Annotated in this window: 26 protein-coding genes and 1 riboswitch; of the genes, 19 read left to right on the top strand and 7 right to left on the bottom strand. The window is 69.1% G+C overall.

Annotation, left to right across the window (positions count from 1 at the left end):
- Positions 1 to 5 precede the first annotated feature (5 nt).
- Complete coding sequence (locus tag G8O29_RS03615; protein WP_166402089.1) at positions 6 to 1,430, top strand: gamma-aminobutyraldehyde dehydrogenase; 1,425 nt, start codon at positions 6 to 8, stop codon at positions 1,428 to 1,430.
- A gap of 98 nt (positions 1,431 to 1,528) precedes the next feature.
- Here G8O29_RS03615 and G8O29_RS03610 read toward each other — a convergent pair whose 3' ends face one another.
- Positions 1,529 to 1,837 (bottom strand): P-II family nitrogen regulator, encoded by a 309-nt coding sequence (locus tag G8O29_RS03610; protein ID WP_166401853.1) that lies wholly within the window; start codon positions 1,835 to 1,837, stop codon positions 1,529 to 1,531.
- Between the two features lie 4 nt (positions 1,838 to 1,841).
- Positions 1,842 to 2,819, bottom strand: a complete 978-nt coding sequence (locus G8O29_RS03605) for a sodium-dependent bicarbonate transport family permease (RefSeq protein WP_166401852.1) — start codon at positions 2,817 to 2,819, stop codon at positions 1,842 to 1,844.
- Positions 2,820 to 2,935: 116 nt separating this feature from the next.
- Here G8O29_RS03605 and mutL point away from each other — a divergent pair, with 116 nt between their 5' ends.
- The 3 genes from mutL (at position 2,936) to G8O29_RS03590 (ending at position 6,565) form a co-directional block, all read left to right on the top strand.
- On the top strand, positions 2,936 to 4,771 hold the full coding sequence (mutL, locus tag G8O29_RS03600) for a DNA mismatch repair endonuclease MutL (RefSeq protein WP_437440792.1): 1,836 nt from the start codon (positions 2,936 to 2,938) through the stop codon (positions 4,769 to 4,771).
- Complete coding sequence (locus G8O29_RS03595) at positions 4,768 to 5,928, top strand: DNA recombination protein RmuC (protein ID WP_166401851.1); 1,161 nt, start codon at positions 4,768 to 4,770, stop codon at positions 5,926 to 5,928. Before mutL ends, G8O29_RS03595 begins: the two co-directional genes overlap by 4 nt.
- A gap of 106 nt (positions 5,929 to 6,034) precedes the next feature.
- Positions 6,035 to 6,565: a HutD/Ves family protein gene (locus G8O29_RS03590; RefSeq protein WP_166401850.1), complete on the top strand. Its 531-nt coding sequence runs from the start codon at positions 6,035 to 6,037 to the stop codon at positions 6,563 to 6,565.
- A 34-nt stretch (positions 6,566 to 6,599) separates the two neighbouring features.
- On the opposite strand, the gene G8O29_RS03585 is transcribed toward G8O29_RS03590, so the two are convergent.
- Positions 6,600 to 7,244 carry a ChrR family anti-sigma-E factor gene (locus tag G8O29_RS03585; protein ID WP_166401849.1) on the bottom strand — a complete coding sequence of 215 codons (645 nt, stop codon included), beginning with the start codon at positions 7,242 to 7,244 and terminating at the stop codon, positions 6,600 to 6,602.
- 14 nt (positions 7,245 to 7,258) lie between these two features.
- Positions 7,259 to 7,837, bottom strand: coding sequence for a sigma-70 family RNA polymerase sigma factor (locus G8O29_RS03580; RefSeq protein ID WP_207623642.1), 579 nt, complete (start codon positions 7,835 to 7,837; stop codon positions 7,259 to 7,261).
- Positions 7,838 to 8,139: 302 nt separating this feature from the next.
- Here G8O29_RS03580 and G8O29_RS03575 point away from each other — a divergent pair, with 302 nt between their 5' ends.
- From G8O29_RS03575 to G8O29_RS03530, 10 genes are all read left to right on the top strand, one after another.
- A complete protein-coding gene (locus G8O29_RS03575) occupies positions 8,140 to 9,435 on the top strand; it encodes an NAD(P)/FAD-dependent oxidoreductase (RefSeq protein ID WP_166401847.1) in 1,296 nt (431 codons plus the stop codon).
- Positions 9,435 to 10,181, top strand: a complete 747-nt coding sequence (locus G8O29_RS03570; protein ID WP_166401846.1) for a DUF1365 domain-containing protein — start codon at positions 9,435 to 9,437, stop codon at positions 10,179 to 10,181. The genes G8O29_RS03575 and G8O29_RS03570 overlap by 1 nt, the downstream gene beginning before the upstream one ends.
- 133 nt (positions 10,182 to 10,314) lie before the next feature.
- Complete coding sequence (locus G8O29_RS03565) at positions 10,315 to 11,565, top strand: MFS transporter (protein WP_166401845.1); 1,251 nt, start codon at positions 10,315 to 10,317, stop codon at positions 11,563 to 11,565.
- On the top strand, positions 11,562 to 12,149 hold the full coding sequence (locus G8O29_RS03560) for a DUF3833 family protein (protein WP_166401844.1): 588 nt from the start codon (positions 11,562 to 11,564) through the stop codon (positions 12,147 to 12,149). Before G8O29_RS03565 ends, G8O29_RS03560 begins: the two co-directional genes overlap by 4 nt.
- Positions 12,146 to 12,886 (top strand): SDR family NAD(P)-dependent oxidoreductase, encoded by a 741-nt coding sequence (locus G8O29_RS03555; protein WP_128514764.1) that lies wholly within the window; start codon positions 12,146 to 12,148, stop codon positions 12,884 to 12,886. The genes G8O29_RS03560 and G8O29_RS03555 overlap by 4 nt, the downstream gene beginning before the upstream one ends.
- A gap of 63 nt (positions 12,887 to 12,949) precedes the next feature.
- Complete coding sequence (locus G8O29_RS03550; protein WP_166401843.1) at positions 12,950 to 13,333, top strand: winged helix-turn-helix domain-containing protein; 384 nt, start codon at positions 12,950 to 12,952, stop codon at positions 13,331 to 13,333.
- 55 nt (positions 13,334 to 13,388) lie between these two features.
- Positions 13,389 to 14,171 carry a molybdate ABC transporter substrate-binding protein gene (gene modA / locus G8O29_RS03545; RefSeq protein ID WP_166401842.1) on the top strand — a complete coding sequence of 261 codons (783 nt, stop codon included), beginning with the start codon at positions 13,389 to 13,391 and terminating at the stop codon, positions 14,169 to 14,171.
- A gap of 2 nt (positions 14,172 to 14,173) precedes the next feature.
- On the top strand, positions 14,174 to 14,842 hold the full coding sequence (modB, locus tag G8O29_RS03540) for a molybdate ABC transporter permease subunit (protein WP_166401841.1): 669 nt from the start codon (positions 14,174 to 14,176) through the stop codon (positions 14,840 to 14,842).
- Entirely contained in the window at positions 14,839 to 15,909 is a 1,071-nt protein-coding gene (gene modC / locus G8O29_RS03535; RefSeq protein ID WP_166401840.1) for a molybdenum ABC transporter ATP-binding protein, read from the top strand. Before modB ends, modC begins: the two co-directional genes overlap by 4 nt.
- A 60-nt stretch (positions 15,910 to 15,969) precedes the next feature.
- The gene (locus tag G8O29_RS03530; RefSeq protein ID WP_166401839.1) at positions 15,970 to 16,296 is read left to right on the top strand and encodes a YnfA family protein; all 327 of its coding nucleotides are present in this window, start codon (positions 15,970 to 15,972) and stop codon (positions 16,294 to 16,296) included.
- A 6-nt stretch (positions 16,297 to 16,302) separates the two neighbouring features.
- On the opposite strand, the gene G8O29_RS03525 is transcribed toward G8O29_RS03530, so the two are convergent.
- From G8O29_RS03525 to cobO, 3 genes are all read right to left on the bottom strand, one after another.
- Positions 16,303 to 17,508 (bottom strand): MFS transporter, encoded by a 1,206-nt coding sequence (locus tag G8O29_RS03525; RefSeq protein WP_166401838.1) that lies wholly within the window; start codon positions 17,506 to 17,508, stop codon positions 16,303 to 16,305.
- A 178-nt stretch (positions 17,509 to 17,686) separates the two neighbouring features.
- A complete protein-coding gene (locus tag G8O29_RS03520) occupies positions 17,687 to 17,830 on the bottom strand; it encodes a hypothetical protein (RefSeq protein WP_166401837.1) in 144 nt (47 codons plus the stop codon).
- Positions 17,831 to 17,926: 96 nt separating this feature from the next.
- The gene (gene cobO / locus G8O29_RS03515; protein ID WP_166401836.1) at positions 17,927 to 18,559 is read right to left on the bottom strand and encodes a cob(I)yrinic acid a,c-diamide adenosyltransferase; all 633 of its coding nucleotides are present in this window, start codon (positions 18,557 to 18,559) and stop codon (positions 17,927 to 17,929) included.
- Positions 18,560 to 18,595: 36 nt separating this feature from the next.
- Positions 18,596 to 18,793: riboswitch (cobalamin riboswitch) on the top strand.
- A gap of 80 nt (positions 18,794 to 18,873) precedes the next feature.
- On the opposite strand from cobO, the gene G8O29_RS03510 reads away from it, so the two are divergent.
- The 5 genes from G8O29_RS03510 (at position 18,874) to G8O29_RS03490 (ending at position 25,745) form a co-directional block, all read left to right on the top strand.
- Positions 18,874 to 19,248 (top strand): DUF1636 family protein, encoded by a 375-nt coding sequence (locus G8O29_RS03510; RefSeq protein WP_166401835.1) that lies wholly within the window; start codon positions 18,874 to 18,876, stop codon positions 19,246 to 19,248.
- Positions 19,245 to 20,279: a cobalamin biosynthesis protein CobW gene (gene cobW / locus G8O29_RS03505; RefSeq protein WP_166401834.1), complete on the top strand. Its 1,035-nt coding sequence runs from the start codon at positions 19,245 to 19,247 to the stop codon at positions 20,277 to 20,279. Before G8O29_RS03510 ends, cobW begins: the two co-directional genes overlap by 4 nt.
- 148 nt (positions 20,280 to 20,427) lie before the next feature.
- Entirely contained in the window at positions 20,428 to 23,742 is a 3,315-nt protein-coding gene (gene cobN, locus G8O29_RS03500) for a cobaltochelatase subunit CobN (protein ID WP_166401833.1), read from the top strand.
- Between the two features lie 148 nt (positions 23,743 to 23,890).
- Entirely contained in the window at positions 23,891 to 25,132 is a 1,242-nt protein-coding gene (locus tag G8O29_RS03495; protein ID WP_166401832.1) for a ferredoxin-like domain-containing protein, read from the top strand.
- Positions 25,116 to 25,745 carry a precorrin-8X methylmutase gene (locus G8O29_RS03490; protein WP_166401831.1) on the top strand — a complete coding sequence of 210 codons (630 nt, stop codon included), beginning with the start codon at positions 25,116 to 25,118 and terminating at the stop codon, positions 25,743 to 25,745. Before G8O29_RS03495 ends, G8O29_RS03490 begins: the two co-directional genes overlap by 17 nt.

Below are 25,745 nucleotides of genomic sequence, written 5' to 3'. Positions count from 1 at the left end.
TGACCATCCAGACGAAATTCCTCATCGGCAGCAGCTTCGAAGCCGGACAGGAGACGCCCGAGCCGATCCTGAACCCCCGCACCGGCGGGCTGATCCTGGAACTGCCCGAAGCCTCGACCGCCCAGGTGGACCGCGCCGTCGGCGCCGCACGCGCCGCCTTCGAGGGCTGGTCCCGCACCACGCCCGCCGAACGCTCGGCCGCGCTTCTGGCCATTGCGGACCGGATCGAAGCCGAAGCCGATGTCTTCGCCGCGCTCGAGGCGCTGAACTGCGGCAAGCCGATCAACGCGGCGCGCAACGACGAGATCCCCGCCATCGTGGACTGCTTCCGCTATTTCGCCGGCGCCGTGCGCTGCATGACGGGCACGGTGGCGGGCGAATACCTTTCGGGCCATACCTCGATGATCCGCCGTGACCCGGTGGGCGTGGTGGCCAGTATCGCGCCCTGGAACTATCCCTTGATGATGATGGCCTGGAAGCTTGGCCCTGCCATCGGGGGCGGCAATACCGTGGTCTTCAAGCCCAGCGAGCAGACGCCGCTGACCGCGCTGAAACTGGCGCAGATCCTGGCCGATGTCCTGCCCGCAGGTGTGGTCAACGTCATCGCCGGGCGTGGGCAGACCGTCGGCAGCTACCTCATCAACCATCCCCAGGTGGACATGATCTCCCTGACCGGAGACGTGGCGACGGGCAAGAAGATGCTGGACGCGGCCGCCAAGACCGTGAAGCGGACGCATCTGGAACTGGGTGGCAAGGCCCCGGTGATCGTGTTCGACGATGCCGACATTTCCGAGGTCGTCGAAGGCCTGCGCGCCTTTTCCTTCTACAACGCCGGACAGGACTGCACCGCCGCCTGCCGGGTCTATGCCGGGAAGAAGATCTACGACAATCTCGTCGCGGATCTCACCTCGGCGGCGTCGTCCATCGTTCTGGGGGCGGAGGACGACGCCACCAATGAAATCGGCCCGCTGATCTCGCAGCGCCAGCGCGACCGGGTGGCCAGCTTCGTCAACCGCGCGCGCGAACTGAACCACATCCAGATCACCACGGGCGGCGAGGCGATGGACCAGGGCTTCTACTACAAGCCCACGGTGGTCGCCGGGGCCAGGCAGGAGGACGAGATCGTAAGGCGTGAGGTCTTCGGCCCGGTGGTCAGCGTGACCCCGTTCAGCGAAGTCGATGAGGCCGTCACCTGGGCCAACGACAGCGATTACGGGCTGGCGTCATCGGTCTGGACCCGCGACGTCGGCCGCGCCATGGCGACGGCGGCGCGGCTGCGCTACGGCTGCACCTGGATCAATACCCATTTCATGCTGACCAACGAAATGCCGCATGGGGGATTGAAGCAGTCGGGCTACGGCAAGGACATGTCGGTCTATGCGCTGGAGGACTATACGGTGGTCAGGCATGTGATGGTCAAGCACGGCTGACGCCTCCTCGTTCGCCTTCGGCTCCTCGTCGGTTGGGTCGTCGGTTGACCCCGGCGAGGAGTGGCGAAGTCAGCGACGAGCCTTCGCGGGCGGGGGTCTCAGAACCTTTCCGCCCGCAGCACCTCGGCATCGGTCACCCCGATCACCCCGATATGCCGCTCGACCACCGCATAGGCCGCCTCAAGCAGCCCATCCAGCCGCTCGGGCCGGATCAGGCAGACCACGGCGACCATGCCGCTGCGGCCGACCTGGCCCTCGCGCGTCCAGCGGCCCGACCGGCCCGAGCCGCCGAACACCGGCAGCACGGTGAACCCCGTGACCCCCGCCTTCTCCAGCGCCTGGGTCAGACGGCCCTCCATCGGCGCCTCGATGATGATCTCCACCCGTTTCGCCTTGTGCATCTGCATCGTCTCAGCCCCCCACCGCCGTTGCCACGGCCACCCAGGCCGGAATACCGATCACCAGATTGAACGGGAAGGTCACGCCCAAGGACAGCGTCAGGTAGATCGACGGGTTCGCATCCGGCAGGGCCACCCGCATCGCGGCGGGCACGGCGATGTAACTCGCCGACCCCGCCAGCACCATCAGGAGGGCGACGCCGCCGGTGGACAGACCAAGGATCATCCCCGCCGCCAGCCCGAAGCCCGCGCCCACCACCGGCATCAGCAGCCCGAAGGCCAGCACCCCCAGGGTCAGCACGCCCTTTGCATTCCGCATCCCCCGTCCCGCGACCAGGCCCATGTCCAGAAGAAACAGACACAGCACCCCCTGGAAGGGCGCGACGATGAAGGCCTCGATCCGCGCCATGCCGGGCTCTCCGGTCACCAGCCCGATCAGGAAGGCCCCGACCAGCAGCACGATCGACCCGTTCAGCAGGATCTCGCGCCAGAGCTCGGCATCCATCTTCTCGGCCCGTCCGCCGAAGCGGCTGGCCAGGAACAGCGCCGAGATGATCGCCGGGGCCTCCATCGCGGCAGCCACGGCGACCATGTAGCCCTCGGCCTTCAATCCCGTGCCCTGCACCACCGACGAGGCCGTGACGAAGGTCACGATCGAGATCGAGCCGTAATGCGCCGCCACCGCCGCCGCATCGGTGACCGGAAGCCGGGTCATCAGCTTCAGCAGGGCGAAGGCCGCGAAGGGGATGACGAAGGACAGCACGATGCCCGCCGCCAGCGCCGCGACGATGCGCCCGTCCATCCCGTGGTCGGCCACCGCCACCCCGCCCTTGAAGCCGATGGAGAACAGAAGGTAGATCGACATCCCCTTCGCCACCGCCTCGGGGATCGTCAGCTCGCTGCGGGCGAGGGCGGCAAAGAGACCCAGCGCAAAGCACAGGATCATCGGCGTCAGAAGGTTGGCGCTGGCCAGCGCCAGGATGTCCTGCATGACTGTCCCCCGTTTCTTCCGCCGATACGACGCACGGCCCGGACAGCGCAACCCCGAAGCGCGACAATCCCGTTTCGTTCTTCCCCGACTCGTTGCACCCTGCTACAGATGGGGGCATGATGCTTCACACCCCCAAGATAACGGGCATTACCGGTCGTCCGGTGATCCGGCAACTGGATGAGGCCGCAATCAACCGCATCGCGGCGGGCGAGGTGGTGGAACGGCCCGCCTCGGCCGTGAAGGAACTGGTCGAGAACGCGCTGGACGCCGGCGCGTCGCGTATCCAGGTGGACATCGCCGACGGCGGAAAGACGCTGATCCGGGTCACCGACGACGGCTGCGGGATGACGGCCGAGGACCTGCCGCTGGCGCTCTCGCGCCATGCGACCTCGAAGATCGACGGGTCCGACCTGCTGGACATCCGCAGCTTCGGCTTCCGGGGCGAGGCTTTGCCGTCCCTCGGCGCCGTGGGACGACTGACCATCACCTCGCGCGCGGACGGCGAGGCGGCGCAGATCACCTGCGAGGGCAGCCGGATGTCCCCGGTGAAACCCGCCGCGCTGACCCGGGGCACCGTGGTCGAACTGCGCGATCTGTTCTTCGCCACCCCGGCGCGTTTGAAATTTCTCCGCTCCGACCGGGCCGAGACGCAGGCGGTGACCGAGGTCATCCGCCGTCTGGCCATGGCCGAGCCGCTGGTGGGCTTCACGCTCCGCGACGTGAGCGGGGGTGAGGCGCGCGTGCTGTTCCGCGCCGACCCCGCGAGCGGCGACCTGTTCGACGCACTGGGCGCGCGGCTGGCCTCGGTGTTGGGCCGCGATTTCATCGACAACGCGCTGCGCATCGACGCCGAACGCGAGGGGCTGCGCCTGCAAGGCTATGCGGCCCTGCCGACCTATTCGCGGGGCTCCTCGGCGCAGCAATACCTGTTCGTCAACGGCCGCCCGGTGCTGGACCGGATGCTGTATGGCGCCCTTCGCGCCGCCTATTTCGACGTCCTCTCCCGCGACCGGCACCCGGCGGCGGTGCTGAACCTGATCGCCGATCCGCAGCGCGTGGATGTGAACGTCCACCCCGCCAAGGCCGAGGTCCGCTTCCGCGAACCCGACGCCGCGCGCAGCCTCATCATCACCGCGCTGAAATCGGCGCTGGCGGGCGCTGGCCACCGGGCCTCCTCGACTGTCGGCGCGGCCACGCTGGGCGCCTTCCACCCCGTCTACCAGATGGACCGACCCAGCCAGCAAAGCCTGTCACGCGCCTTTGCGTTTCAGGCGCCGCAGGGATTCGCCGAAGCCTCCCAGGCCCCGGCGTTCACCCCCGGCACCGCCCCCAGCGAGGAGAAGGCGCAGCCGCACGACGAGCATTTCCGGGAGCACCCCCTCGGCGCCGCCCGGGCGCAGCTGCACGAAAACTACATCCTCGCCCAGACCGCCACCGGCATCGTCATCGTCGATCAGCACGCCGCCCATGAACGCCTCGTCTATGAACGGCTTAAGCGCCAACTGGCCGAGACCGGCATCCGCAGCCAGCCGCTGCTGATCCCGGAAATCGTGGACCTGTCGCCCACCGATGCCGCGCGCCTTCTGGACGCCGCGCCCGATCTGGCGGCGGTCGGTCTGGTGATCGAACCCTTCGGCGGCAGCGCGGTGGCAATCCGCGAGACGCCCGCGATCCTCGGCCCGGTCAACGGCGCGGCGCTGATCCGCGACATCCTGGACGAACTGGCCGATCAGGGCGACAGCAACCTTGTCCGCGCAAAGATCGACGCGATCCTCAGCCGCATGGCCTGCCACGGCTCGGTCCGCTCCGGTCGGCAGATGCGGGTGGAAGAGATGGACGCCCTTCTGCGCGAGATGGAGGCGACGCCGCTTTCGGGCCAGTGCAACCACGGGCGGCCCACTTATGTGGAACTCAGCCTTCACGACATCGAACGCCTGTTCGGCCGCCGATGATCACGCTTTTCGGCCAGACCTATCAGTGGAACGACCCCGAGGTGCTGGTCCTCGGGGGCCTCGTCGCGGTGCTCCTCGGCTTCCTCGTCCTGATCCTGCGCAGCGTCAGCCGCTCGGCGAAGGCCGCCGAACCGCTGATGCGCGAGATCGGCTGGCTGTCCTCCCGCATCCAGCAATTGGGCGACGGGCAGGAACGCCTGGCGGGCGGCCTGCACCATGTTTCCGAAGCGCAGGCGGTCAGCCAGACGGCGATGTTGCAGGTCATGGAACAGCGGCTGGCCGAGGTGCAGCGCCAGATGACCGAGGCGCTGCATGGCACCTCGACGCGCACGGCGCGGTCCTTGGGAGAATTGCAGCAGCGGCTGGAAACCATCGACAAGGCGCAGGCCAACATCGAAAAGCTGTCGGGGAACGTCCTGTCCCTTCAGGACATCCTGTCGAACAAGCAGACCCGCGGCGCCTTCGGCGAAATCCAGCTGCATGACATCGTGCAGAAGGCGCTGCCATCGGACGCCTACACGATGCAGGCGACCCTTTCGAACGGCCGCCGCGCCGACTGCCTGATCCATCTGCCCAATCCCCCCGGCCCCATCGTGATCGACGCCAAATTCCCGCTGGAGGCCTACGAGGCGATCCGCCGCGCCGACACCCCGCGCGCCGCACAGGAGGCCGCGCAACAGATGCGCACCGCCGTCCGCGCCCATATCCGGGCGATCTCGGAGAAATACATCCTGGACGGCGAAACCGCCGACGGCGCACTGATGTTCCTGCCGTCCGAAGCGGTCTATGCCGAACTGCACGCCAATTTCCCGGAACTGGTGCGCGAAGGCTTCGGCGTGAAGGTCTGGATCGTCTCGCCCACCACCTGCATGGCGACGCTGAACACGATGCGCGCGGTCCTGAAGGACGCGAGGATGCGCGAACAGGCGGGGGCGATCCGGCGGGAACTGTCGCTGCTCTATGCCGATGTCGAACGCCTTGGCGCGCGGGTGGAGAACCTCGACCGCCATTTCGGCCAGGCGGCGAAGGATATCGAAGAAATCAAGATCTCCTCCGACAAGGCCAGCAAACGCGCGCGGCGGCTGGACAATTTCGATTTCGAGGACCTGGCCCCCGACACGCCGGCGCGGGTGATCGGCCCGACCGCGGCCGAGTGAGACCCCGCCCCGGGCCTGACCCGGGGCCTCTCCGAGAGATGCCGGGAGGTCCCGGGTCAGGCCCGGGACGGGTTGTCTTGCGGCAAGTGTCGCGCGAAAAGACGGGATGTTCCTGCATCACCTGACACCCGCCGACTACCGGACCCAGCCCTGGAAGAACGGACGCGGCACCACGACCGAGCTCTGGCGGCTGGAACGGGACGGCCAGCTTCTGGTCCGCCTGTCGCGCGCATCCGTGGTGGAGGACGGGCCCTTTTCGCTGTTTCCCGGGATCGAGCGGAACCTGACGGTGCTTTCGGGCCCCGGCTTCCGGCTGACCGGACCGGGCATCGACCTGCGCTGCGCGCCTCTGGTGCCGGTGGCCTTTACAGGAGATGTCGAGGTGACCGCCAGCGAGACCAACAGCCAGCAGTCCGACGATTTCAACGTGATGACCGCGCGCGGCCTGCCGAAGCCACAGGTGACGCTCGCCCGGAACGGTCATTTGACCGCCGGTGGCACCCTTGCGCTCTACGCGCTCGGCCCTTGTGAGGTGAACGGGCACATGGTCGGCCGCGACGATCTGATCCTCACCGAGGGTCCCGCGCGCCTGCAAGGCGACTGGCCGGTGATCGCGGTCCGCTTGCAACTGCCGTAGGCCGGGCTTCAGACCGGCCCGACCGGCCCCCCTGTCAGATCCGCAAAAGCGGCTGCGCCAGCCTCGGGATCAGCCCCCGGAACCGCAACGGCGCATCGGTGGCCGCCAGGCAGATGCAATCCTCACCCGCCAGAGCGACCGGGGTATGTTCCACCTCTTCATCGGCGATCTCGATATCGCCCCGACCGAAGCGGTCGTTCTCGTCGGCGAAGGCGCCCTGCAACACCAGCGTCAGCTCCATCCCCCGGTGGCCGTGGTCCGGCACCGCCGTCCCCGCCGGAATATACAAAAGCCGCGCCGAGGCATCCTTGCCGGTGGGCAGGATCGCCTGTTTCACCCCGCCGCCGACCTTGCGCCAGCGCACCGTCGACAGGTCGCCGCCGACGTAATCGGCCAGCGGCGCCGGGAAGATGCCCGCCGGTTTCAAGGGCTCGGACCTTGTCGCCTGCGGCAGGCCCTCGATCCGCTCCAGCGCGCGCGCCAGGGCATCCTCGCCCATCGCGATCTCTTCGGCCTCTTCCAGCAGCACCCCGCCCACCGCATCGAAGGACGCAGCCCGCGCCCGGCACTCGTCGCACAGCGAGACATGCGTCGCCACAACCAGGTTGAACGCCTCGGGCAGCTGACCGGCCGCGTAGGCCATCAGAAGCTGGTCCGAAAGATGGTGGCGTATCGTCATTTCTACTTAGTCCTTCAACCCATCTGGTGGCGCAGCTTCTCCAGCGCCAGCCGTATCCGCGATTTGATCGTCCCCAGGGGAAGCCCCGTTTCTGCCGCGATCTCGCTGTGCGAGAGGTCGCCGTAGAAGGCGCGTTCGATCAACGTCCTCTGCGGTGCAGGCAACGCGGCCAACGCGCGCCCCAGCCGCTCTGTCTCTTGCTGGGCTTCCAGAACCTCGGCCTGATCCGGCTCGGGCTCGGGACCCCAATCCAGTTCCTCCGGCTCGGCCCGGCGCGCCTTGCGCAGCGCGTCGATCCGCCGGTTGCGGGCGATGGTATAGACCCAGGTCGCCACGCTGGCCCGCGCCGGGTCGAAGAGATGCGCCTTCTGCCACAGCACCGCCATGACGTCCTGCGCACATTCCTCGGCCAGTGCGGCCCCTGCACCGGACTTCATCAGGAAGGCCTTCACCCTGGGGGCAAAGTGCCGGAACAAGGCGGCAAAGGCAGCCCTGTCCTGATGGTCGCGCACCTTCACCAGAAGGCCGGCCCAGTCCGTCTCATCTTCCACCTTCGCCAACGACCCGTCCTTTTTCTGGCGCGAACCGACCATCCCACCGATGCCCGAAGGCATGGGCGGCAAGGCCTGCTCCGTCATAGCGGGTCTCGAGGCGTCAAGCATCATGTGACTTCTACGCCCTGACCCCGCAGTCGGATCATTTTCAGCCAATTGGAGCGCCGGCGCCACAAGTCAAGCCTTCCTGTCAACTTCATTTGACAGATTCCCCGGCATCAGTGCGTATAGGGAACCTGACACGAAACTTTCTCCGGTGCGACCGCGTATGCGCAGCGAAGGGTGATCCGATCGGGCACCCGATGCGTAAGCCTGTGAAACCAACGAGGGAAGTCCAGAAAATGCCTTTCGAACAGTTCGGCCCCACGCCCCGCCGCATCGCCGTGATCGGCGGCGGCATTTCCGGGATGGCCGCAGCCCATCTTCTGGCCGACCGGAACTCGGTCGTCCTGTTCGAATCCGAGCCGCGCCTCGGCGGCCATGCCCGCACCGTGATCGCCGGCAAGCGCAAGGACCAGCCGGTCGATACCGGCTTCATCGTCTTCAACCGGGTCAACTACCCCAACCTTGTCCGGCTGTTCGACAAGCTGGGCGTGCCCGTCACCGAAAGCAACATGTCCTTCGGCGCCTCGATCCGGGGCGGCGCGCTGGAATACGGGCTGGCCTCGCTGGACACGATCTTCGCCCAGCGCCGCAACGCCTTCAACCCGCGCTTCCTGCGGATGCTGTCCGACATCCTGCACTTCAACCGCAATGCCGAAGCCATGGCGACCGATCCCGCCATGACCATCGGCGAGCTTCTGGGGCGGCTTGGCACGGGCCGCTACTTCCGCGATCACTACATCACCCCGTTCTCCGGCGCGATCTGGTCCACGCCGACCTCGGGCATCCTGAACTTCCCGGCGCAGGCGCTGGTGCGCTTCTTCCGCAACCACGCGCTGATGGACTATGACGGCCAGCACCAGTGGTACACCGTCAGGGGCGGGTCGGTGGAATATGTCCGCCGCCTGCACTCCGCGATGACGGCGCAAGGCGTGGACATCCGCACCGCCACCCCCGTCGCCAGCGTCCGGCGCGAGGCCGGGTCGGTCTTCGTCCGCGCCGAAGGCTGCGAGCCGGAACTGTTCGATGACGTGGTTTTCGCCACCCATTCCAACATCGCGCTGAAACTCCTCGCCGACGGCACGCCCGAGGAAACCGGCGCGCTGGCCGCGATCCGCTATCAGCCGAACGAGGCTGTGCTGCATTCCGATCCCTCGCTGATGCCCCGGTCGCGCAAGGTCTGGTCCTCCTGGTCCTATGTCGAGCCAAAATCGGGCCCCGGCGACCGGATCGACCTGACCTACTGGATGAACTCGCTCCAGCCGATCCCGCAGGACGACCCGCTGTTCGTGACGCTGAACACCACAAGGCCGATCCGGGACGAATTGATCCACGACGTGACCACCTTCCACCACCCGGTCTTCGACGTCGCAGCCTTCGCGGCGCAGGACCGCCTCCGCGCGATGAACGGGGCCCGCAACACCTGGTTCTGCGGTGCCTGGATGCGCAACGGCTTTCACGAGGACGGTTTCGCCTCGGCGGTGGACGTGGTCGAGGCAATGGCCGAACGCCAGGCCCTGCGGCTGGTCGCCTGATGCAGGTGCAACGCATCCCGGCCGAAACCTTCCACGGCCGCAAGGGCGCGGTGAAGAACGCCTTCCGCTATTCGGTGGACTACCTGCTCCTGGACTCCGCAAAGGCCGAAGGTCCCGCGCTGTTCTCGCGCAACCGGGGCAACCTGATGTCGGTCCACGACGCGGACCACGGCGGCGCGCCCGGCCAGGGCACCGGCGCCGAATGGGCGCGCGAGGTGCTGACGCAGCACGGGCTGGCCGCAGACCGCATTCTCTTGCTGGCACAGCCCCGCCTTCTGGGCCATGTCTTCAACCCCGTCGCCTTCTGGCTCTCCTACGACCACCTCGGCCACCTGCGCGCCGTGATCGCCGAGGTGACGAACACCTACGGCGACCGCCATTCCTACCTCTGCCACCGCGAGGATCGTGCGCCGATCACGCGGGAAGACACGATCACCGCGCAGAAAATCTTCCACGTCTCGCCCTTCCAGCCCGTTGCCGGGACCTACACCTTCCGCTTCGACATCCGCGAGGGCCGCATCGGCATCTGGATCGACTACACCACCCCCGGCGGCGGCCTCTTCACCAACCTGATCGGCCCGCGCCAACCCCTGACCAACGCCGGAATCCTCGCCTCCGCCCTCCGCCGCCCCTTCGGCTCGCGCCGCGTGCTGGCGCTGATCCACTGGCAGGCGCTGAAGCTCTGGCTCAAGAAGGTGCGCTTCAACCCCCGCCCCACGCCCCCGGCCGAAGACATCTCGCGCTGATGCGCCCCCCCTTCGCCTTTCATCTGTCTGCAAATATCCCCGCCGGAGGCCGCCCGAGCCGGTTGCGCGCCCGTGGCGCGCAGAGGCGAGACAAAGGGCTTGCGCCGCAAGGCGCTCAATCTGATCGCGGCCGATGACCCACCGCCTCCCCGCCTGGTCGCTCTTTGCCGCCCTGATCGCGATGGCCGGCCTGCCGATCTACATCCACGCGCCGAAGTTCTACGTCGACAGCTACGGCACCTCCCTCGCCGCCATGGGCCTGACGCTCGCTGCGCTCCGCCTGATCGACGTGGTGCAGGATCCCGCGCTGGGCTGGCTGGCCGAGGCAACGCGGCCAAAGCGTCGGCTCACCGTCACCCTCGCCGCCGCACTGATGGCCGCCGCCCTCTACGCCCTCTTTGCCATGCCCCCCCCCATCACGCCGCTTCTCTGGTTCGCGCTGACGCTGGCCGTCCTCTTTTCCGCCTTCTCCTTCCTCACCATCTGCTTCTATGCCGAAGGCGTGACCAAGGCCGCCACGCTCGGCCCGCAGGGCCACATCCGCCTCGCCGGCTGGCGCGAGGGCGGCTCGCTCCTTGGCGTCTGCCTTGCCGCCACCGCCCCCGTCGCCCTCGCCCGCCTGACGGACACCCCCTTCACAGCCTTCGCGCTGATCTTCGCCGTGGTGGCCATCGCCGCCATCCTTGCGATGCGCCGCGAATGGCAAGGCACCCCGGCCGAGCCCACGCCCAACCCCTTCGACCTCTTCCGCCCCGTGCTGGCCGACCCGCTGTCGCGCCGCCTCCTCCTCATTGCGCTGCTCAACGCCTCGCCCGTCGCGGTCACCTCCACCCTCTTCCTCTACTTCGTCGAAAGCCGCCTTGCCCTGCCCGACTGGGAAGGTCCGCTCCTCCTGCTCTTCTTCCTCGCCGCCGCCGCCTCGACCCCGGTCTGGTCCCTCCTCGCCCGCCGCCATGGCGCCAGGCCGACCCTCCTCGCCGCCATGACCCTTGCCATCGCCAGCTTCCTCTGGACCCTCACCCTCGGGGCCGGAGACCTCATCCCCTTCGCCCTGATCTGCGCCGCCTCCGGCGCGGCCCTCGGGGCCGACCTCACCCTGCTGCCCGCGATCTTCGCAAGCCGCCTGGCCCAGACCGGCACACCCGAGGCCGCCGCCTTCGGCCTGTGGAACTTCGTCTCGAAACTCTCGCTCGCTCTTGCCGCCCTCACCATCCTCCCCGCGCTCCAGGCCGCAGGCTTCCAGTCCGGCCAGTCCAGCCCCGAAAGCGCCCTGCGCGCCCTCACACTGATCTACGCGGGCCTGCCTTGCGTATTGAAGCTGACCGCCATCGCGCTTCTCGCGCGGACCCAGCTGACCCCGCCCCCGAAGGAGGCCCTCCGATGACCCCGATCCTCTCCGCCCTTGCCGGCGCGCTGATCGCCATCGCAGTCATGCTGCTGAAGCAGCGCTATGCCTCCTTTGCCGCGCAGGACCCCGCCGACTATCGCGGCAAGGGGCCCGACTTCGATCTGCGCAAGCACCTGTCCGGCCCCCTGATCTGCGAGGGCGTGATCTTCGGCCCCACCGGTCGCGTCACCTCGCGCTTTGTCGCCGACATGACCGGCACCTGGGACGGCACCACCGGCACCCTGGCCGAGGTGTTCCGCTATGACAGCGGCAGCGTCCAGCACCGCGCCTGGACCCTGGCGCTGGGCCCGGACGGGCAGATCACCGCCACCGCCCCGGATGTCGAGGGCAAGGGCATGGGCCGTGTCGCCGGCTCGGGCGTCCTTCTGCGCTACCGCATCCGCCTCACGCCCGAGGCCGGGGGGCATGTGCTGGACGTGACCGACTGGATGTATCTGCTGGAAAACGGCACGATCATGAACCGGTCGCAGTTCCGCAAGTTCGGGATCAAGGTGGCCGAGCTTGTGGCCACCATCCGCCCCGCCGCCCGCGAAGAGCGCCAGCTGGCCGCCGCGGAATGAGGGACTTCAAAGGCAAACGCTACTGGCTGATCGGCGCATCGGAAGGGTTGGGCCTCGCGCTCGCGCGGCTGATGTCCCGGGCCGGGGCCGAGCTGATCCTGTCGGCGCGCAGCGAAGACAGCCTGAAGGCCGCCGCCGCCAGCCTGCCGGGACCGGCAACCATCCTGCCGCTGGACGTGGGCGACAGCGCCAGCGTGGCCAGGGCCGCCGCGCAGCTGCCACAGCTTGACGGTCTGGTGTTCCTCGCCGGGGTCTACTGGCCGATGCGGGCCCAGGACTGGGACGCCGAAAAGGCCGAGGCGATGGCGAACGTCAATTTCACCGGCTGCATCCGCGTGCTGGGCGCGGCCCTGCCCGGCATGGTGGCGCGCAACCGGGGCCATGTGGTCATCACCGGCTCGCTGTCCGGGTTCCGGGGCCTGCCCGGGGCCATCGGCTATGCCGCCTCCAAGGCCGGGACTATGGTGCTGGCCGAATCGCTTTACGCCGATCTGCGGAAGACCGGGATCACCGTGCAGCTGGCCAATCCCGGCTTCATCCGCACCCGGCTGACCGCGAAGAACGATTTCGCCATGCCCTTCATCATGGACGCCGACGCCGCCGCCCGGATCATGTTCCGGCACATGACGCGCGGCGGCTTCAAGATCAGCTTCCCGACGCTGTTCTCCCTGCTGTTCCGGGGCGGCAACTTCCTGCCCGACGCGCTGTATTACCGGATGTTCCCGCCGCGCGGCTAGGTCGCCGCCCGCCCGGCAGCCGCTTCGCACTTGCGCCGCGCCCCGGCTCGCGTTCAATGAGGCATGCCCAGGCCTCCGCCCCATCCGACCCTTTCTATCCGCGTCCGCTTCGGCGGCGACGACATGATGGGTCCCGGCAAGGCCGCGCTGCTCGACCGGATCGCCGTCACCGGCTCCATCGCCGCCGCCGCGCGCGACATGGGGATGAGCTACAAGCGCGCCTGGATGCTGATCGAAACCCTGAACGCGATGTTCGACGCGCCGCTGGTCGAATCCTCGCGCGGGGGAACGGCAAGGGGCGGCGCGGTGCTGACCGAACGCGGCCGGGCCGTTCTGGAGGAATACCGCGCGGTGGAACAGGCGGCCAGCGCGCATGCCGCGCCGCATCTCCGCCGCCTGCATGGCTGGCTGCGCAGATCCGCAGAGAAGAGCCAGACGATGGATTGACGCGGGGCTGCTTTCCAGGCGATATGTTTTGTGAAACATATCGAAGGAACCCCGCGTGGCTGTCCGTCCGCTTGCCCTGATCTTCGGCCTGCTCGCACCGCTTGTCCTGTCCCTGCCGGCCAGCTCCGAAGAGCCTCCGGTGATCGCTGCCGCCTCGGACCTGCAATTCGCCGTGACCGAGATCGCCGCCGCCTTTACCGCCGAGACCGGGCAGGAGGTCCGCCTCGCCTTCGGCTCGACCGGCAATTTCGCCACCCAGATCCGCGAGGGCGCGCCGTTCCAGCTGTTCATGGCCGCCGACGAGACCTTCATCGCCCAGCTGCACGCCGAGGGCCTGACCCGGGACGCGGGCGTGCCTTACGCCGAGGGGCGGATCGTGGTGATGGCCCCGCATGGCTCGGCGCTGAAGCCTGATGCGACGCTGGACAATCTTGCGCGCCTTCTCGAGACGGGAAAACTGGGAAAATTCGCCATCGCCAACCCCGATCACGCCCCCTACGGCCTGCGTGCGGCCGAGGCGCTGCGGCATCGCGGGCTGTGGGACAGGATCCAGCCTCATCTCGTGCTGGGCGAGAATGTCAGCCAGACCGCGCAGTTCGCGCTTTCGGGCAATGCCGACGGCGGCATCATCGCGCTGTCGCTGGCGCTGGCGCCCGAGGTTGCGGCCAGGGGCGACCATGCGCTGATCCCGCAGGACTGGCACGATCCGCTGTTGCAGCGCATGGTGCTGCTGAAGGACGCGGGGCCGGTGGCCGAGGCGTTCTACGGCTACATGCAATCTCCCCCCGCGCGCGAGATCATGGTCAGATACGGCTTCGTGCTGCCTGAAGAGGGCTGACCTTGGACTGGACCGCGCTCACGCTGTCGCTGGAACTGGGCCTGTGGACGGTCGCCATCCTGCTGCCCGTCTCGGTGCTGGCGGGGCGCTGGCTGGCCTATGCGCGCTTCCCCGGCAAGGGCGCGGTCGAGGCGCTGGTCATGCTGCCGCTCGTGCTGCCGCCCACGGTCTTCGGCTTCTACCTCCTGCTGGCCTTCGGGCGGAACTCTCCGGTCGGCACCTTCTGGCAGGACACCTTCGGCCATCAGCTGGTCTTCACCTTCGAGGGCCTGGTGGTCGCCTCGGTGATCTTCAACCTGCCCTTCGCGATCCAGCCCGCCCAGCGCGGCTTCGAGGCGATCGCACCCGAGCTGCGCGAGGCGGCGGCGACCTGCGGCATGTCGCCCTGGAAATCGCTCCGGAAGGTCGAACTGCCGCTCGCCTGGCCGGGGCTGATGACCGCGATGGTGCTGACCTTCGCCCATACGCTGGGCGAATTCGGCATCGTGCTGATGATCGGCGGCTCGATCCCCGGCGAGACCAGGACCATCGCGATCGCGATCTACGACCGGGTGCAGGCCTTCGACATGCGCGGCGCCGGCATCATGTCGGCGGTCCTCGTCGCGATCTCCTTCACCACCATCACCCTGACCTACTTGCTCTCTGCCCGCATCGGACGCAGGCTGGCATGACGCTGACCGTCACCCTCCGGGCCGAGGCGCCGATCCCGCTGGACCTGGCCTTCGCGGTCGCGCCGGAGGAGCTTCTGGCGCTGGTCGGCCCCTCCGGCTCGGGCAAGACGACGATCCTGCGCACGATTGCCGGGCTCTGGCGTCCCACCACCGGGCGCGTGGCGGTGGACGGCGAATGCTGGCTTGACACCGCCGCCGGACTGGCCCTGCCCGCCCACCGGCGCCATGTCGGGGTGGTGTTCCAGACCTACGCGCTTTTCCCGCACATGACCGCGGCACAGAACGTGGCCGCAGCGATGGACCGCCCCGACCATACCGAGGCCGCGCGGCTTCTGGACCTGGTGAACCTGCACGGCCTGTCCGACCGCAGGCCCGCGCAGCTGTCGGGTGGCCAGCAGCAGCGCGTGGCACTGGCCCGGGCGCTGGCGCGCAAGCCCGCGGCGCTTTTGCTCGATGAACCCTTCTCGGCCGTGGACCGCGCCACGCGGGAACGGCTGCATGCCGAGATCCTGGCGCTCCGCGCGCATCTGAAGATGCCCGTGGTGCTGGTCACGCATGACATGAACGAGGCCCAGCTTCTGGCCGATCGCATGGTGGTGATCGACCGCGGCCGCCTCCTGCGCGAAGGCACCACCGCCGCCGTGATGGCCGACCCCGACGCCCTGCGCGCCCTGGGCATCCGCGAGGTCGCGGCACTGCTGCCGGCCACGGTGATCGGCGCGGAAGAGGACGGCCTGACCCGGCTCGATACCGCCACCGGGCCGCTGTTCCTGCCCGGCATCGACAGCCCGCCCGGCACGCGGCTGCGGGTGCGAATCATGGCGCACGACGTGATCCTGTCGCGCGACCGGCCCATGGGGCTTTCGGCGCAGAACATCCTGCCTTGCACCGTGACGGCGATCCGGCCCGGCGACGGTCCGGGCGTCATGGTGCATCTGGCGGTGGGCGACAGCGTGATCCTCGCCCGGATCACCCGCCGCGCCGCAGCCGAACTGGCCCTGCAACCGGGCGACAAGGCCCATGCGGTGCTGAAAAGCATGTCGGTCGCCCGCGATCATATCGCCTGAAAGGGCATCGGCACCAACAGAACCGTTGCGAACCCGGACAATCTCTGTCCAGATCGCCGCATGCAGAACCTTGTCGTCTTCTTCGCCGCCGCCTTCTTCGAAATCGCCGGATGCTTCGCCGTCTGGGGCTGGTGGCGGCTGGACAAGAGCGCGCTCTGGCTGATCCCCGGCGCGCTTTGCCTCGGGCTTTTCGCCTGGCTGCTGACACTGGTCAATGTGGATCAGGCCGGCCGGGCCTATGCGATCTACGGCGGCATCTACATCGTCGCCTCGCTGGCCTGGCTCTGGGCCGTCGAAAGCACAAGACCCGACCGCTGGGACATGCTGGGCTCGGCGATCTGCCTGATCGGGGCGGCGGTCATCCTTTACGGCCCGCGCAGCGGCTGACCGGGGTCAGCCCAGCCGGCGCCGCAAGGGAACCAGACCCAGCGCCGCAATCAGGGCAAAGGCGGCCCCGGCCAGGAAGGTTGCCTGCGACCCCAGGCCCTGCCACAGCCCGCCGGCGATCATGCTGGCCAGCAACAGCGCGCCCCCGGTGACAAGGTTGAACAGGCCGAAGGCCGTGCCGCGCAGTTCCGCCGGCACCGCTTCTGCCACCAGCGCGGACATGAGGCCCTGCGTCAGCCCCATGTGCAGACCCCACAGCGCGACCCCCAGTCCCAGACCCGCCAGTCCCGGCGCCAGCGCCAGGGCCAGATCCGCCGCGATCAGCACGCCCAGCCCGACCATCAGCAGCCCCGGTCGGCTCATCCGGTCCGACAGCACGCCCGCAGGCCAGGCCGATACCGCATAGACCGCGTTCATTCCCACCAGCACCAGGGGCACCAGCATCAGCGACAACCCCGCCGCCTCGGCCCGCAGGATCAGGAAGGCTTCCGAGAACCGGGCCAGGGTGAAGACCGCGGCCACCGCGACCACGGCCCAGTAGGTTCGGCCCAGCAGCCGTATCTCGGCCCGGGACAGCGGATTGCGCACCCGGCGCAGCCCCTCGGGCCGGGCGGGCTCCTTCACCGCGAACAGGATCAGCCCAAGGGCCGCGAAGGCCGGGATCACCGCCACCCAGAACACCGACCGGAAGTCATCGGCAAAGGCCCACATCAGCGCGATGGCCAGAACCGGGCCAAGAAAGGCGCCGAACGTGTCCAGCGACTGCCGCAGACCGAAGGCCGCGCCGCGTCGCCCCTCGGGTGCCAGGTCCGCCACCAGCGCATCGCGCGGCGCGGCGCGGATCCCCTTGCCCACCCGGTCGATGAAGCGCGCCGCCACCAGCCAGCCCAGCGAGGGCGCCAGCGGAAAGACCGGCTTGGTCACCGCCGCCAGCCCATAGCCCAGCGCCGCCAGTTCCTTCCGCCGCCCGATCCGGTCGGACAGCGCGCCGGAAAAGACCTTGGTGATCGCCGCCGTCGCCTCGGCGATGCCCTCGATCACCCCCACAACCAGCGCCGAGGCGCCAAGGCCCACCGTCAGATAGACCGGCAACAGCGCGTGGATCATCTCGGACGAGATATCCATCAGCATCGACACCAGGCCCAGCACCCAGATGCCGGCAGGCAGGCCCCTCCAGCCTGGGGCGGTCGGCTTGCTCCGGTCGCCGGTCATGTCCGTCTCCTCTCCAGGCGGTCCTCTGGTCCGACCCTTTCCGGCGTCCGTCGGCGCAAGGGCCATAGCGCAGAATCATGCGATCCGGAAAGTAGGTCGGGCTTCAGACCGACTCCCGCGAACCGCAGGTCGCGGCCTGCCCGGCCTCCCCCGGCAAGACCCCCTGGCGAAACGCCGCCTAGAACAGCCCGTCGCCGCCCCTGTCCTGCTCGACCACCTCGTCCGCCACCACGGCCGCAGCACCTCCGACAAGCAGAGGCACGCAGCCCGTGACCGCAAGCCCCGCCATCAGCACCACCAGCGCCAGACCCGTCTTCCGCATCATCCTGCCTCCTGCCATTTCCTTAACCGTTCCTGAACGCTCGCGTCCAAGCCCTTGATTTCGCTGTTCCCGCAAATCGCGCCGCGCGCGGCGCACTCAGAACTCCACCCCCGGCTGCCCCTTGATCCCGGCCCGGAACGGGTGCTTGACCAGCGTCATCTCGGTCACCAGATCGGCGGCCTCGATCAGCGCCTCCTTCGCATTCCGACCCGTCAGGACCACGTGAGTCAAGGGCGGCTTCTCCTCCTTCAGAAAGGCCAGCACCTCGCCCACATCCAGGTAATCATACCGCAGCGCGATGTTGATCTCGTCCAGCAGGACCATGCGGATGGATGGGTCCCGGATCAGCTCCTTCGCCTTCTCCCACCCCGCCCGCGCCGCCGCGATGTCGCGGGCCTTGTCCTGCGTCTCCCAGGTGAAACCCTCGCCCATCGCGTGGAACTGGCAGAGGTCGGCGAAATGCGTGGTGATCAGTCGCCGCTCTCCGGTATCCCAGGCCCCCTTGATGAACTGGACCACCGCGCAGGGCATCCCATGCGCGATGCAGCGCAGGATCATCCCGAACCCGCTGGACGACTTCCCCTTCCCCGCCCCGGTGTGGACGATGATCAGCCCCTTCTCCCCCTCTTTCCCCGCCATGATCCTGTCCCGCGCGGCCTTCTTCTTGGCCATCTTCTGGGCGTGGCGGGCAAGGTCATCCACTTCGGGCGTCGCAACGGGATCGGTCATGGTCGGTCGTGTCCTTGACAAGGGGGGGTGCCATGGCTCAGGTGGACTGGCGCTGGTTCCTGTTTATGACAGGCGAAGAGGGAATGCGACAGGTCGGAAACGACCCGAAGCAGCCGCCCCCGCGACCGTGACCGGAGAGGTCCCATGGCCACTGGCGGATGCCGGGAAGGCGGGGGCTGTTGGGGAGACCCAGTATCCGCAAGCCGGGAGACCTGCCAGCGTGAACGGCAACCGGCGGACGGGGTGTTCCGCGACCGGTGATCGGCGGAAACGCCCCTCGCTGGCCCACCCTTTTCGCCTATTGGAAGGCAACGATGGGCACGACCCTCTACGTCTGCACCACCTGCAAGGCCGGCCAGCCGGTGCCCGAGGGCGCAACGCCCCCCGGCGCGCAGCTTCACGCCGCCCTTCTGGCCGGACCCGTCCCCGAAGGCGTGCGCATCGTCGGGGTGGAATGCCTTTCGGCCTGCAACACCGGCTGCGCGGTCTCGCTGACGAAACCCGGCGCCTGGTCCTATGTCTATGGCCGCCTGACCCTTGACGACGTCCCCGCAATCCTGGAAGGCGCCCGGAAATACGCGGCGACCAGCGACGGCATCGTCCCGTGGCGCGACCGCCCCACCGTCTTCCGCAAGCAGAGCATCGCCCGCATTCCCCCCCATCCGCCGCTAGACGAGGCCGCCGAATGACCGACCTGACCAAAATCCCCGTGACCGTGATCACCGGCTTCCTTGGCGCGGGCAAGACCACGCTGATCCGCCACCTGATGCAGAACCCGCAGGGCAAGCGCCTGGCGATCCTGGTGAACGAATTCGGCACCGTGGGCGTGGACGGCGACATCCTGAAATCCTGCGCCGACGAGAACTGCCCGGTCGAGAACATCGTGGAACTCGCCAACGGCTGCATCTGCTGCACCGTGGCCGACGATTTCATCCCGACGATCGAGGCCCTTATGGCCATGCCCCAGCGCCCCGACCACATCCTGATCGAGACCTCGGGCCTTGCCCTGCCGAAGCCCCTTCTCAAGGCCTTCGACTGGCCTGCGATCCGGTCAAGGATCACCGTGGACGGGGTAATCGCGCTGGCGGATGCCGAGGCCGTGGCCGCGGGCCGCTTTGCCCCCGATCCGGAGGCCGTTGAGGCGCAACGCGCCGCCGATGCCTCGCTTGACCACGAGACGCCGCTGTCCGAGGTGTTCGAGGACCAGATCCTCTGCGCCGACCTGATCCTGCTGTCGAAGGCCGATCTTGCCGGCGAAGCCGGCGTTGCCACCGCGAAAGAAGTCATCGCCGCCGAGATGACCCGGCCCGTCCCGATGCTGCCTATGACAGATGGCGTCATCGACCCCCGCGTCATCCTGGGCCTGAATGCGGCGGCCGAGAACGACCTCGCCGCTCGCCCCAGCCACCACGATGGCGCGGACGATCACGAGCATGACGATTTCGACAGCGTGGTCATCGACCTGCCCGACGTCACCGACCCCGAGGCTCTGGCCGCCGCGATTGTCCGTCTGGCGACCGAACAGAAGGTCCTGCGCGTGAAGGGCTATATCGCCGTGGCGGGCAAGCCGATGCGGATGCTGGTGCAGGCCGTCGGCGCGCGGGTGCGGATGCAGTACGACCGGCCCTGGGGGGCAGACCCGCGCCGGTCGCAACTGGTGGTCATCGCCGAGCACGACGACATCGACGAGGCCGCGATCCGCAGGGTTCTGGGGGTCTGACGGCATGGCGCGGGGTTCCGCACCGGCAGGCGCGCGACGGACGGTCACGGGGTCATCGCGTCCCGGGCTCGACCCGGGACCTCTGCCTTGCCACGAGGCCCCGGGTCAGGCCCGGGGCGGGTTTGCCCGGCGGGAAAGGGCGTAACCCATGCACGTCGTCTTCCGCGAAAGCCACGGGCTGGAGGAAACCGAGACCCCCTTCGACGTCGGGCAGGACCCGGCCGATCTGGTGGTGCTCTCGTTCTCCGACAGCGACCTCGGGGCCTTCACGGCAGGCTATGAGCGCGCCCGCAGGCTGGGTTTCCAACCCACGGTCCGGCTTGCCAACATCATCGCGCTGAAGCACCCGGTTTCCGTCGACAGCTATGCCGACCGCACGCTCTGCGGTGCAAAGGCCGTCCTCGTCCGACTGATCGGGGGCGAGGCCTACTGGCCCTACGGCCTCGCCACGCTCCAGGACCTCGCCCGCCGCAAGGGCATTGCGCTTGCCATCCTTCCCGCCGACGGCCGCCCCGATCCGCGCCTGGATGAGCTGTCCACGCTGCCCGTCTCCACCCTCCGCCGATTGCAGGCGCTGTGCGACGAGGGCGGGGCCGTCGCGGCCCATGCGGCCCTTGCGCAACTGGCGCTGGCGGCCGGCTTCTACGCGGCCCCGGTCATCGGCGAAAAGACCGTGCCGCAGATGGGGTTCTACGACCCCGACCGGGGAGTCATTCCCGCGCCGGTCGCCGCGAATACCCGTCCCGGGCTTGACCCGGGACCTCTGTGCGAACCGGACACCCAGGCCACCGGGGGAGGTCCCGGGTCAAGCCCGGGACGGGTTCTCGTCACCTTCTACCGCAGCTACCTCACCTCGGGCGACACCGCGCCCGTCGATGCCCTGATCAACGCCCTCCGCGCCGAAGGCTTCGCCGCCCACGGCGCCTTCGCCCCGAGCCTCAAGGCCCCCGGCGTCGCCGACTGGCTGTCGGCCCAAATCGCCGCAAACCCGCCCGCCGCCATCGTCAACGCCACCGCCTTCTCGGCCCGCGACGATGCCGGCAGGACCCCCTTCGACGCCGCCCATTGCCCCGTCTTCCAGGTCGCGCTTTCCACCAACCGCCGCCGCGACTGGGCGGCCTCCGACCGGGGCCTCTCTCCCGCCGACCTTGCGATGCATGTCGTCCTGCCCGAGGTGGACGGCCGCCTCTTCGCGGGGATCGTCAGCCACAAGTCCCCCGGCAAGCGCCACCCGGAGCTGCAATTCTCCCGCTTCGCCCACCGCGCCGACGCGGGCCGCATCAAAGCCGTGGTCGATCGCGTGACACACTGGCACCGCCTGGCCACCACCCCCGCACCCGACCGCCGCATTGCCGTGATCCTCTCCACCTATCCCGGGCGCCCGCATCAGATGGCCCATGCCGTCGGCCTCGACGCGCTGGCCTCGACCGAGCGCCTCCTCGAAACCCTCGCCGGCGAGGGCTATCACGCCACCGAAGGCCAACCCCTGCCGCAGGCGCTGGCGGAAACCCTCACCTGGCCCCTCGCCGCCTATGAGGCCGCCCTCGCAACTCTCCCCGAGACCCTCCGCCGGACCCTGCACAAGGCCTGGGGCGACCCCGCCACCGATCCCTCGGTAAAGGACGGCGCGTTCCACTTCCCCGCCGCCCGCCGGGGCCACGTCCTCGTCGCGCTGCAACCCGAACGCGGCGAGGTTGCCAGCCGGGACAGCGACTACCACGACCTCTCCCGCACCCCGCGCCACGCCTATGTCGCCTTCTACCTGTGGCTCCGGTCGCAATCCCTGCACGCCCTGATCCACATGGGGGCGCATGGCACGCTGGAATGGCTGCCGGGCAAATCCGTCGCCCTGTCGGATACCTGCTGGCCCGAGGCGCTGATCGGCCCCACCCCGGTCATCTACCCCTTCATCGTCAACGACCCCGGCGAGGCGGCGCAAGCCAAGCGCCGCATCGGCGCCGTGACCCTCGGCCACCTGCCGCCGCCGCTGACGCAAAGCGTGGTCCCGCCTGAACTCCAGCGCCTCGAACGCCTCCTCGACGAATATTCCACCGCCGACGGGTTGGACCCCGCCCGCCGCCGCCGCCTGATCGACACGATCCGCGACGAGGCTGCGGCATCGGGCGTGGCCGCCGACCTCGGCCTGTCCGCCAATGCCACCCCGGCCGAGGCGATCACCCGCATCGACCGCTTCGTCTGCGACCTGAAGGAAAGCCAATACGGCCACGGCCTGCACATCTTCGGCGACGGCGAGGGCGAGACCCGGGGCCTTCTTGCCGCGCTGAACGGCCAGCGCGTCCCCCCCGGGCCCGCAGGCTCGCCGCACCGCGGCCGCAGCGACGTGCTGCCCACCGGCCGCAACCTGTTCAGCGTCGATCCCCGCGCCGTCCCCTCACGCAACGCCCATGCCCAGGGCGTGAAACTGGCCGAGGAACTGATCCGCCGCCACCTCCAGGACCACGGCGACTATCCGCGCGGGCTGGTGGTGGACCTCTGGGGGTCAGCGACCATGCGCACGGCGGGTGAGGAATTCTCCATGGCCCTCCACCTCGCGGGCCTCGCGCCGAAATGGGACGAAGGCTCGGCCCGCGTCTCCGGCTTCGAAATCCTCCCCCTCGCCCTTCTCGGCCGCCCGAGGATCGACGTCACCCTCCGCGTCTCCGGCCTGTTCCGCGACGTGTTCCCGACGCTCGCCCAGCTTTTCGAGGCCGGGGCGGAAGCCCTGTCCCGAAGGGAAGAACCGCCCGAGGACAACCCCTATACCACGCGGGCCTCCCGCGTCTTCGGCCCCAGACCCGGCCTCTACGGCCTTGGCATGGGCACCGCCGCCGAGACCTTCACCGACGAGGCCCGCGCCGCAGCCGGTGAAGCCTGGCTCAACGCGTCCTCCTGGGCCATCGGCCAGGACGGCCAGTCCACCGAGGCCCGCGCCGCCCTCGAAGCCCGAGTCCTGTCAGCCGACAGCTTCGTCCACGCCCAGGACCTGCCCGAGACCGATGTCCTCATCGCCGCCGACTACGCCGCGCACGAGGCAGGCTTCGCCGCCGCCGTCGCCAAACTGGGCGGAGCGAGACCCGCCCTCTACCACCTCGATTCCACCCGCCCCGACACGCCCCACGCCCGCACCCTGACCGAGGAAATCGCCCGCGTCACCCGCGCCCGGGCCGCCAACCCGGCCTGGGCGGAAGGCATGATGCACCACGGCTTCCGCGGCGCCGCCGAAATCGCCGCCACGCTGGACCACATGGCCGCCTTCGCCCATCTGGCCCAAGTGGTCCCACCGCACCTCTTCGACCTCTACCACGAGGCCACCCTGGGCCGCGACGAGGTGCGCGACTTCCTCGCCCGCGAAAACCCCGCCGCCCTGGCCGCCATGGAAGACCTCTTCCGCCGCCTGCGTGACGCCGGCCTCTGGCAGACCCGCCGCAACTCCATCGCCGCAAGCCTCGACGGTGCCGCATGACCGGGCAGCCCTTTCATCTGTCCCCAAATATCCCCGCCGGAGGCACGCCCCGAGCCGGTTGCGCGCCCTTCGCGCGCAGAGGCGAGACAAAAGACTTGCGCCGCAAGGCGCTCGATCCGAAAACCGCCCCAACCCGAAGGCACGCCGCATGACCGCCTGGGAGATCAAGGGCTGGTGCCCCGGCGCACTCCGCCCGATGCAATCCGGCGATGGCCTCGTGGTCCGCATCCGCCCGCCCCAGGGCCGCCTGACCCCCGAACAGGCGCAAGCCATCGCTGACGCCGCCGAAACCCACGGCAACGGCATCCTCGACCTCTCCGCCCGCGCCAACCTGCAACTGCGGGGCGTGACCGAGGCCAGCCATCCGCGACTGATCGACGACCTGCGCCACCACGGATTGATCGACCCCGACATCCAGACGGAATCCCTCCGCAACCTGATCGTCACCCCTTTTCGCGCCCCCCGTCCCGGGCTTGACCCGGGACCTCTCGTGGGACCGGGCACGCTGGACGAAGGACGAGGTCCCGGGTCAAGCCCGGGACGGGGATCCCTTGACGCCACCGCCACCGACACTCTCGCCGCCACCCTCACCGCCGCCCTTGCCCGGATGCCGCGCCTGCCCGGCAAGTTCGGCTTCGCCCTCGACACCGGCCCGCGCCCTGTCCTGACCGAGGCCTCCGCCGATATCCGCGTCGAACGCAGCCGCGACGGCCGCCTGATCCTGCGCCCCGACGGACACCCGCTCGGCCAGCCTGTCACCGACCTTGCCCGCGACACCATCGCCATCGCCGAATGGTTCGTCGCCAATGGCGGCATCAGCAACGGCCGGGGCCGCATGGCCGCCCTCATCGCCCGTGGCATCGTCCCGCCCGACTGCACCCTCGCCCCCGCCGAGCCGCTCCCTGCACCAGCCCCCGGTCTCCACCCGGACGGGGCGCTCGTCGCCCTTGCCTTCGGCCAGATGCAGGCCGCGACGCTGCGCGCCCTCGCCGCCCTCGGCCACAAGATCCGCCCGACGCCGTGGCGGATGCTGCTGATCGTGGGCGCAACGACGCTGCCGAAGATCGCCGGCCTCATCATCGACCCGGCCGACCCGATGCTGCGCATTACCGCCTGCACCGGCGCGCCCGCCTGCCCGCAGGCAAGGGGCGACACGCGCCAGCTTGCAAGACAGATCGCCCCGCATCTCGCGCCCGGGCAGAGCCTGCACCTCTCCGGCTGCGCCAAGGGCTGCGCCCATCCCGGCCCCGCGCCGCTGACCCTTACCGCCACCGACAAGGGCTACGTCCTGATCCGGCACGGCACCGCCCATGACACGCCCAGCCTGACGGGCCTTTCCCCGCAGGCGATCCTGAACCACCTGAAGGCCCTCCATGCCCCACCTCTATGAAACCGACGGCGCCGCGATCTACGCCCAGAGCTTCGCCATGATCCGGGCCGAGGCCGACCTTTCCCGCTTCACCCCCGAGGAAGAGGTGGTCGCCGTCCGCATGATCCACGCCGCCGGGATGGTGGAACTGGCGCCCCACATCCAGTTCAGCCCCGGCATGGCCATCGCCGCCCGGGCGGCGCTGGAGGACGGCGCGCCGATCCTCTGCGATGCGCGGATGGTCAGCGAGGGCATCACCCGCGCCCGGCTGCCGAAGGACAATCAGGTCATCTGCACCCTGCACGACCCGCAGGTGCCGGACCTGGCCCGGCAGATGCGGAACACCCGCTCCGCCGCCGCCCTCGAGCTCTGGCGGCCCCACCTTGCCGGGGCCGTCGTCGCCATCGGCAATGCGCCCACCGCGCTGTTCCACCTGCTGAACATGCTGGAAGACCCGGCCTGCCCCCGGCCCGCCGCGATCATCGGCTGCCCGGTGGGCTTCGTCGGTGCCGCCGAGTCGAAGGACGCGCTGATGGCGGCCCCGCCCGCGCCCGCCCTGATCGTCAAGGGCCGCCTCGGCGGGTCGGCGATCACCGTGGCCGCAGTCAACGCCCTTGCCAGCCGGAAGGAATGA

This window comes from Rhodobacter calidifons (assembly GCF_011174775.1).
GTDB classification, from domain to species: domain Bacteria; phylum Pseudomonadota; class Alphaproteobacteria; order Rhodobacterales; family Rhodobacteraceae; genus Tabrizicola; species Tabrizicola calidifons.
The sequence above is the reverse complement of the archived record's forward strand: the minus strand, read 5'-3'. Positions and strand labels throughout refer to the sequence as shown.

Excerpts from the sequence above, each read along its gene's own strand:
- G8O29_RS03610 (WP_166401853.1), bottom strand. The coding sequence starts at position 1,837 with ATGCAGATGCACAAGGCGAAACGGGTGGAGATCATCATCGAGGCGCCG.
- G8O29_RS03605 (WP_166401852.1), bottom strand. The coding sequence starts at position 2,819 with ATGCAGGACATCCTGGCGCTGGCCAGCGCCAACCTTCTGACGCCGATG.
- mutL (WP_437440792.1), top strand. The coding sequence starts at position 2,936 with ATGATGCTTCACACCCCCAAGATAACGGGCATTACCGGTCGTCCGGTG.
- G8O29_RS03595 (WP_166401851.1), top strand. The coding sequence starts at position 4,768 with ATGATCACGCTTTTCGGCCAGACCTATCAGTGGAACGACCCCGAGGTG.
- G8O29_RS03590 (WP_166401850.1), top strand. The coding sequence starts at position 6,035 with ATGTTCCTGCATCACCTGACACCCGCCGACTACCGGACCCAGCCCTGG.
- G8O29_RS03585 (WP_166401849.1), bottom strand. The coding sequence starts at position 7,244 with ATGACGATACGCCACCATCTTTCGGACCAGCTTCTGATGGCCTACGCG.
- G8O29_RS03580 (WP_207623642.1), bottom strand. The coding sequence starts at position 7,837 with ATGGTCGGTTCGCGCCAGAAAAAGGACGGGTCGTTGGCGAAGGTGGAA.
- G8O29_RS03575 (WP_166401847.1), top strand. The coding sequence starts at position 8,140 with ATGCCTTTCGAACAGTTCGGCCCCACGCCCCGCCGCATCGCCGTGATC.
- G8O29_RS03570 (WP_166401846.1), top strand. The coding sequence starts at position 9,435 with ATGCAGGTGCAACGCATCCCGGCCGAAACCTTCCACGGCCGCAAGGGC.
- G8O29_RS03565 (WP_166401845.1), top strand. The coding sequence starts at position 10,315 with ATGACCCACCGCCTCCCCGCCTGGTCGCTCTTTGCCGCCCTGATCGCG.
- G8O29_RS03560 (WP_166401844.1), top strand. The coding sequence starts at position 11,562 with ATGACCCCGATCCTCTCCGCCCTTGCCGGCGCGCTGATCGCCATCGCA.
- G8O29_RS03555 (WP_128514764.1), top strand. The coding sequence starts at position 12,146 with ATGAGGGACTTCAAAGGCAAACGCTACTGGCTGATCGGCGCATCGGAA.
- G8O29_RS03550 (WP_166401843.1), top strand. The coding sequence starts at position 12,950 with ATGCCCAGGCCTCCGCCCCATCCGACCCTTTCTATCCGCGTCCGCTTC.
- modC (WP_166401840.1), top strand. The coding sequence starts at position 14,839 with ATGACGCTGACCGTCACCCTCCGGGCCGAGGCGCCGATCCCGCTGGAC.
- G8O29_RS03530 (WP_166401839.1), top strand. The coding sequence starts at position 15,970 with ATGCAGAACCTTGTCGTCTTCTTCGCCGCCGCCTTCTTCGAAATCGCC.
- G8O29_RS03525 (WP_166401838.1), bottom strand. The coding sequence starts at position 17,508 with ATGACCGGCGACCGGAGCAAGCCGACCGCCCCAGGCTGGAGGGGCCTG.
- G8O29_RS03520 (WP_166401837.1), bottom strand. The coding sequence starts at position 17,830 with ATGCGGAAGACGGGTCTGGCGCTGGTGGTGCTGATGGCGGGGCTTGCG.
- cobO (WP_166401836.1), bottom strand. The coding sequence starts at position 18,559 with ATGACCGATCCCGTTGCGACGCCCGAAGTGGATGACCTTGCCCGCCAC.
- G8O29_RS03510 (WP_166401835.1), top strand. The coding sequence starts at position 18,874 with ATGGGCACGACCCTCTACGTCTGCACCACCTGCAAGGCCGGCCAGCCG.
- cobW (WP_166401834.1), top strand. The coding sequence starts at position 19,245 with ATGACCGACCTGACCAAAATCCCCGTGACCGTGATCACCGGCTTCCTT.
- cobN (WP_166401833.1), top strand. The coding sequence starts at position 20,428 with ATGCACGTCGTCTTCCGCGAAAGCCACGGGCTGGAGGAAACCGAGACC.
- G8O29_RS03495 (WP_166401832.1), top strand. The coding sequence starts at position 23,891 with ATGACCGCCTGGGAGATCAAGGGCTGGTGCCCCGGCGCACTCCGCCCG.
- G8O29_RS03490 (WP_166401831.1), top strand. The coding sequence starts at position 25,116 with ATGCCCCACCTCTATGAAACCGACGGCGCCGCGATCTACGCCCAGAGC.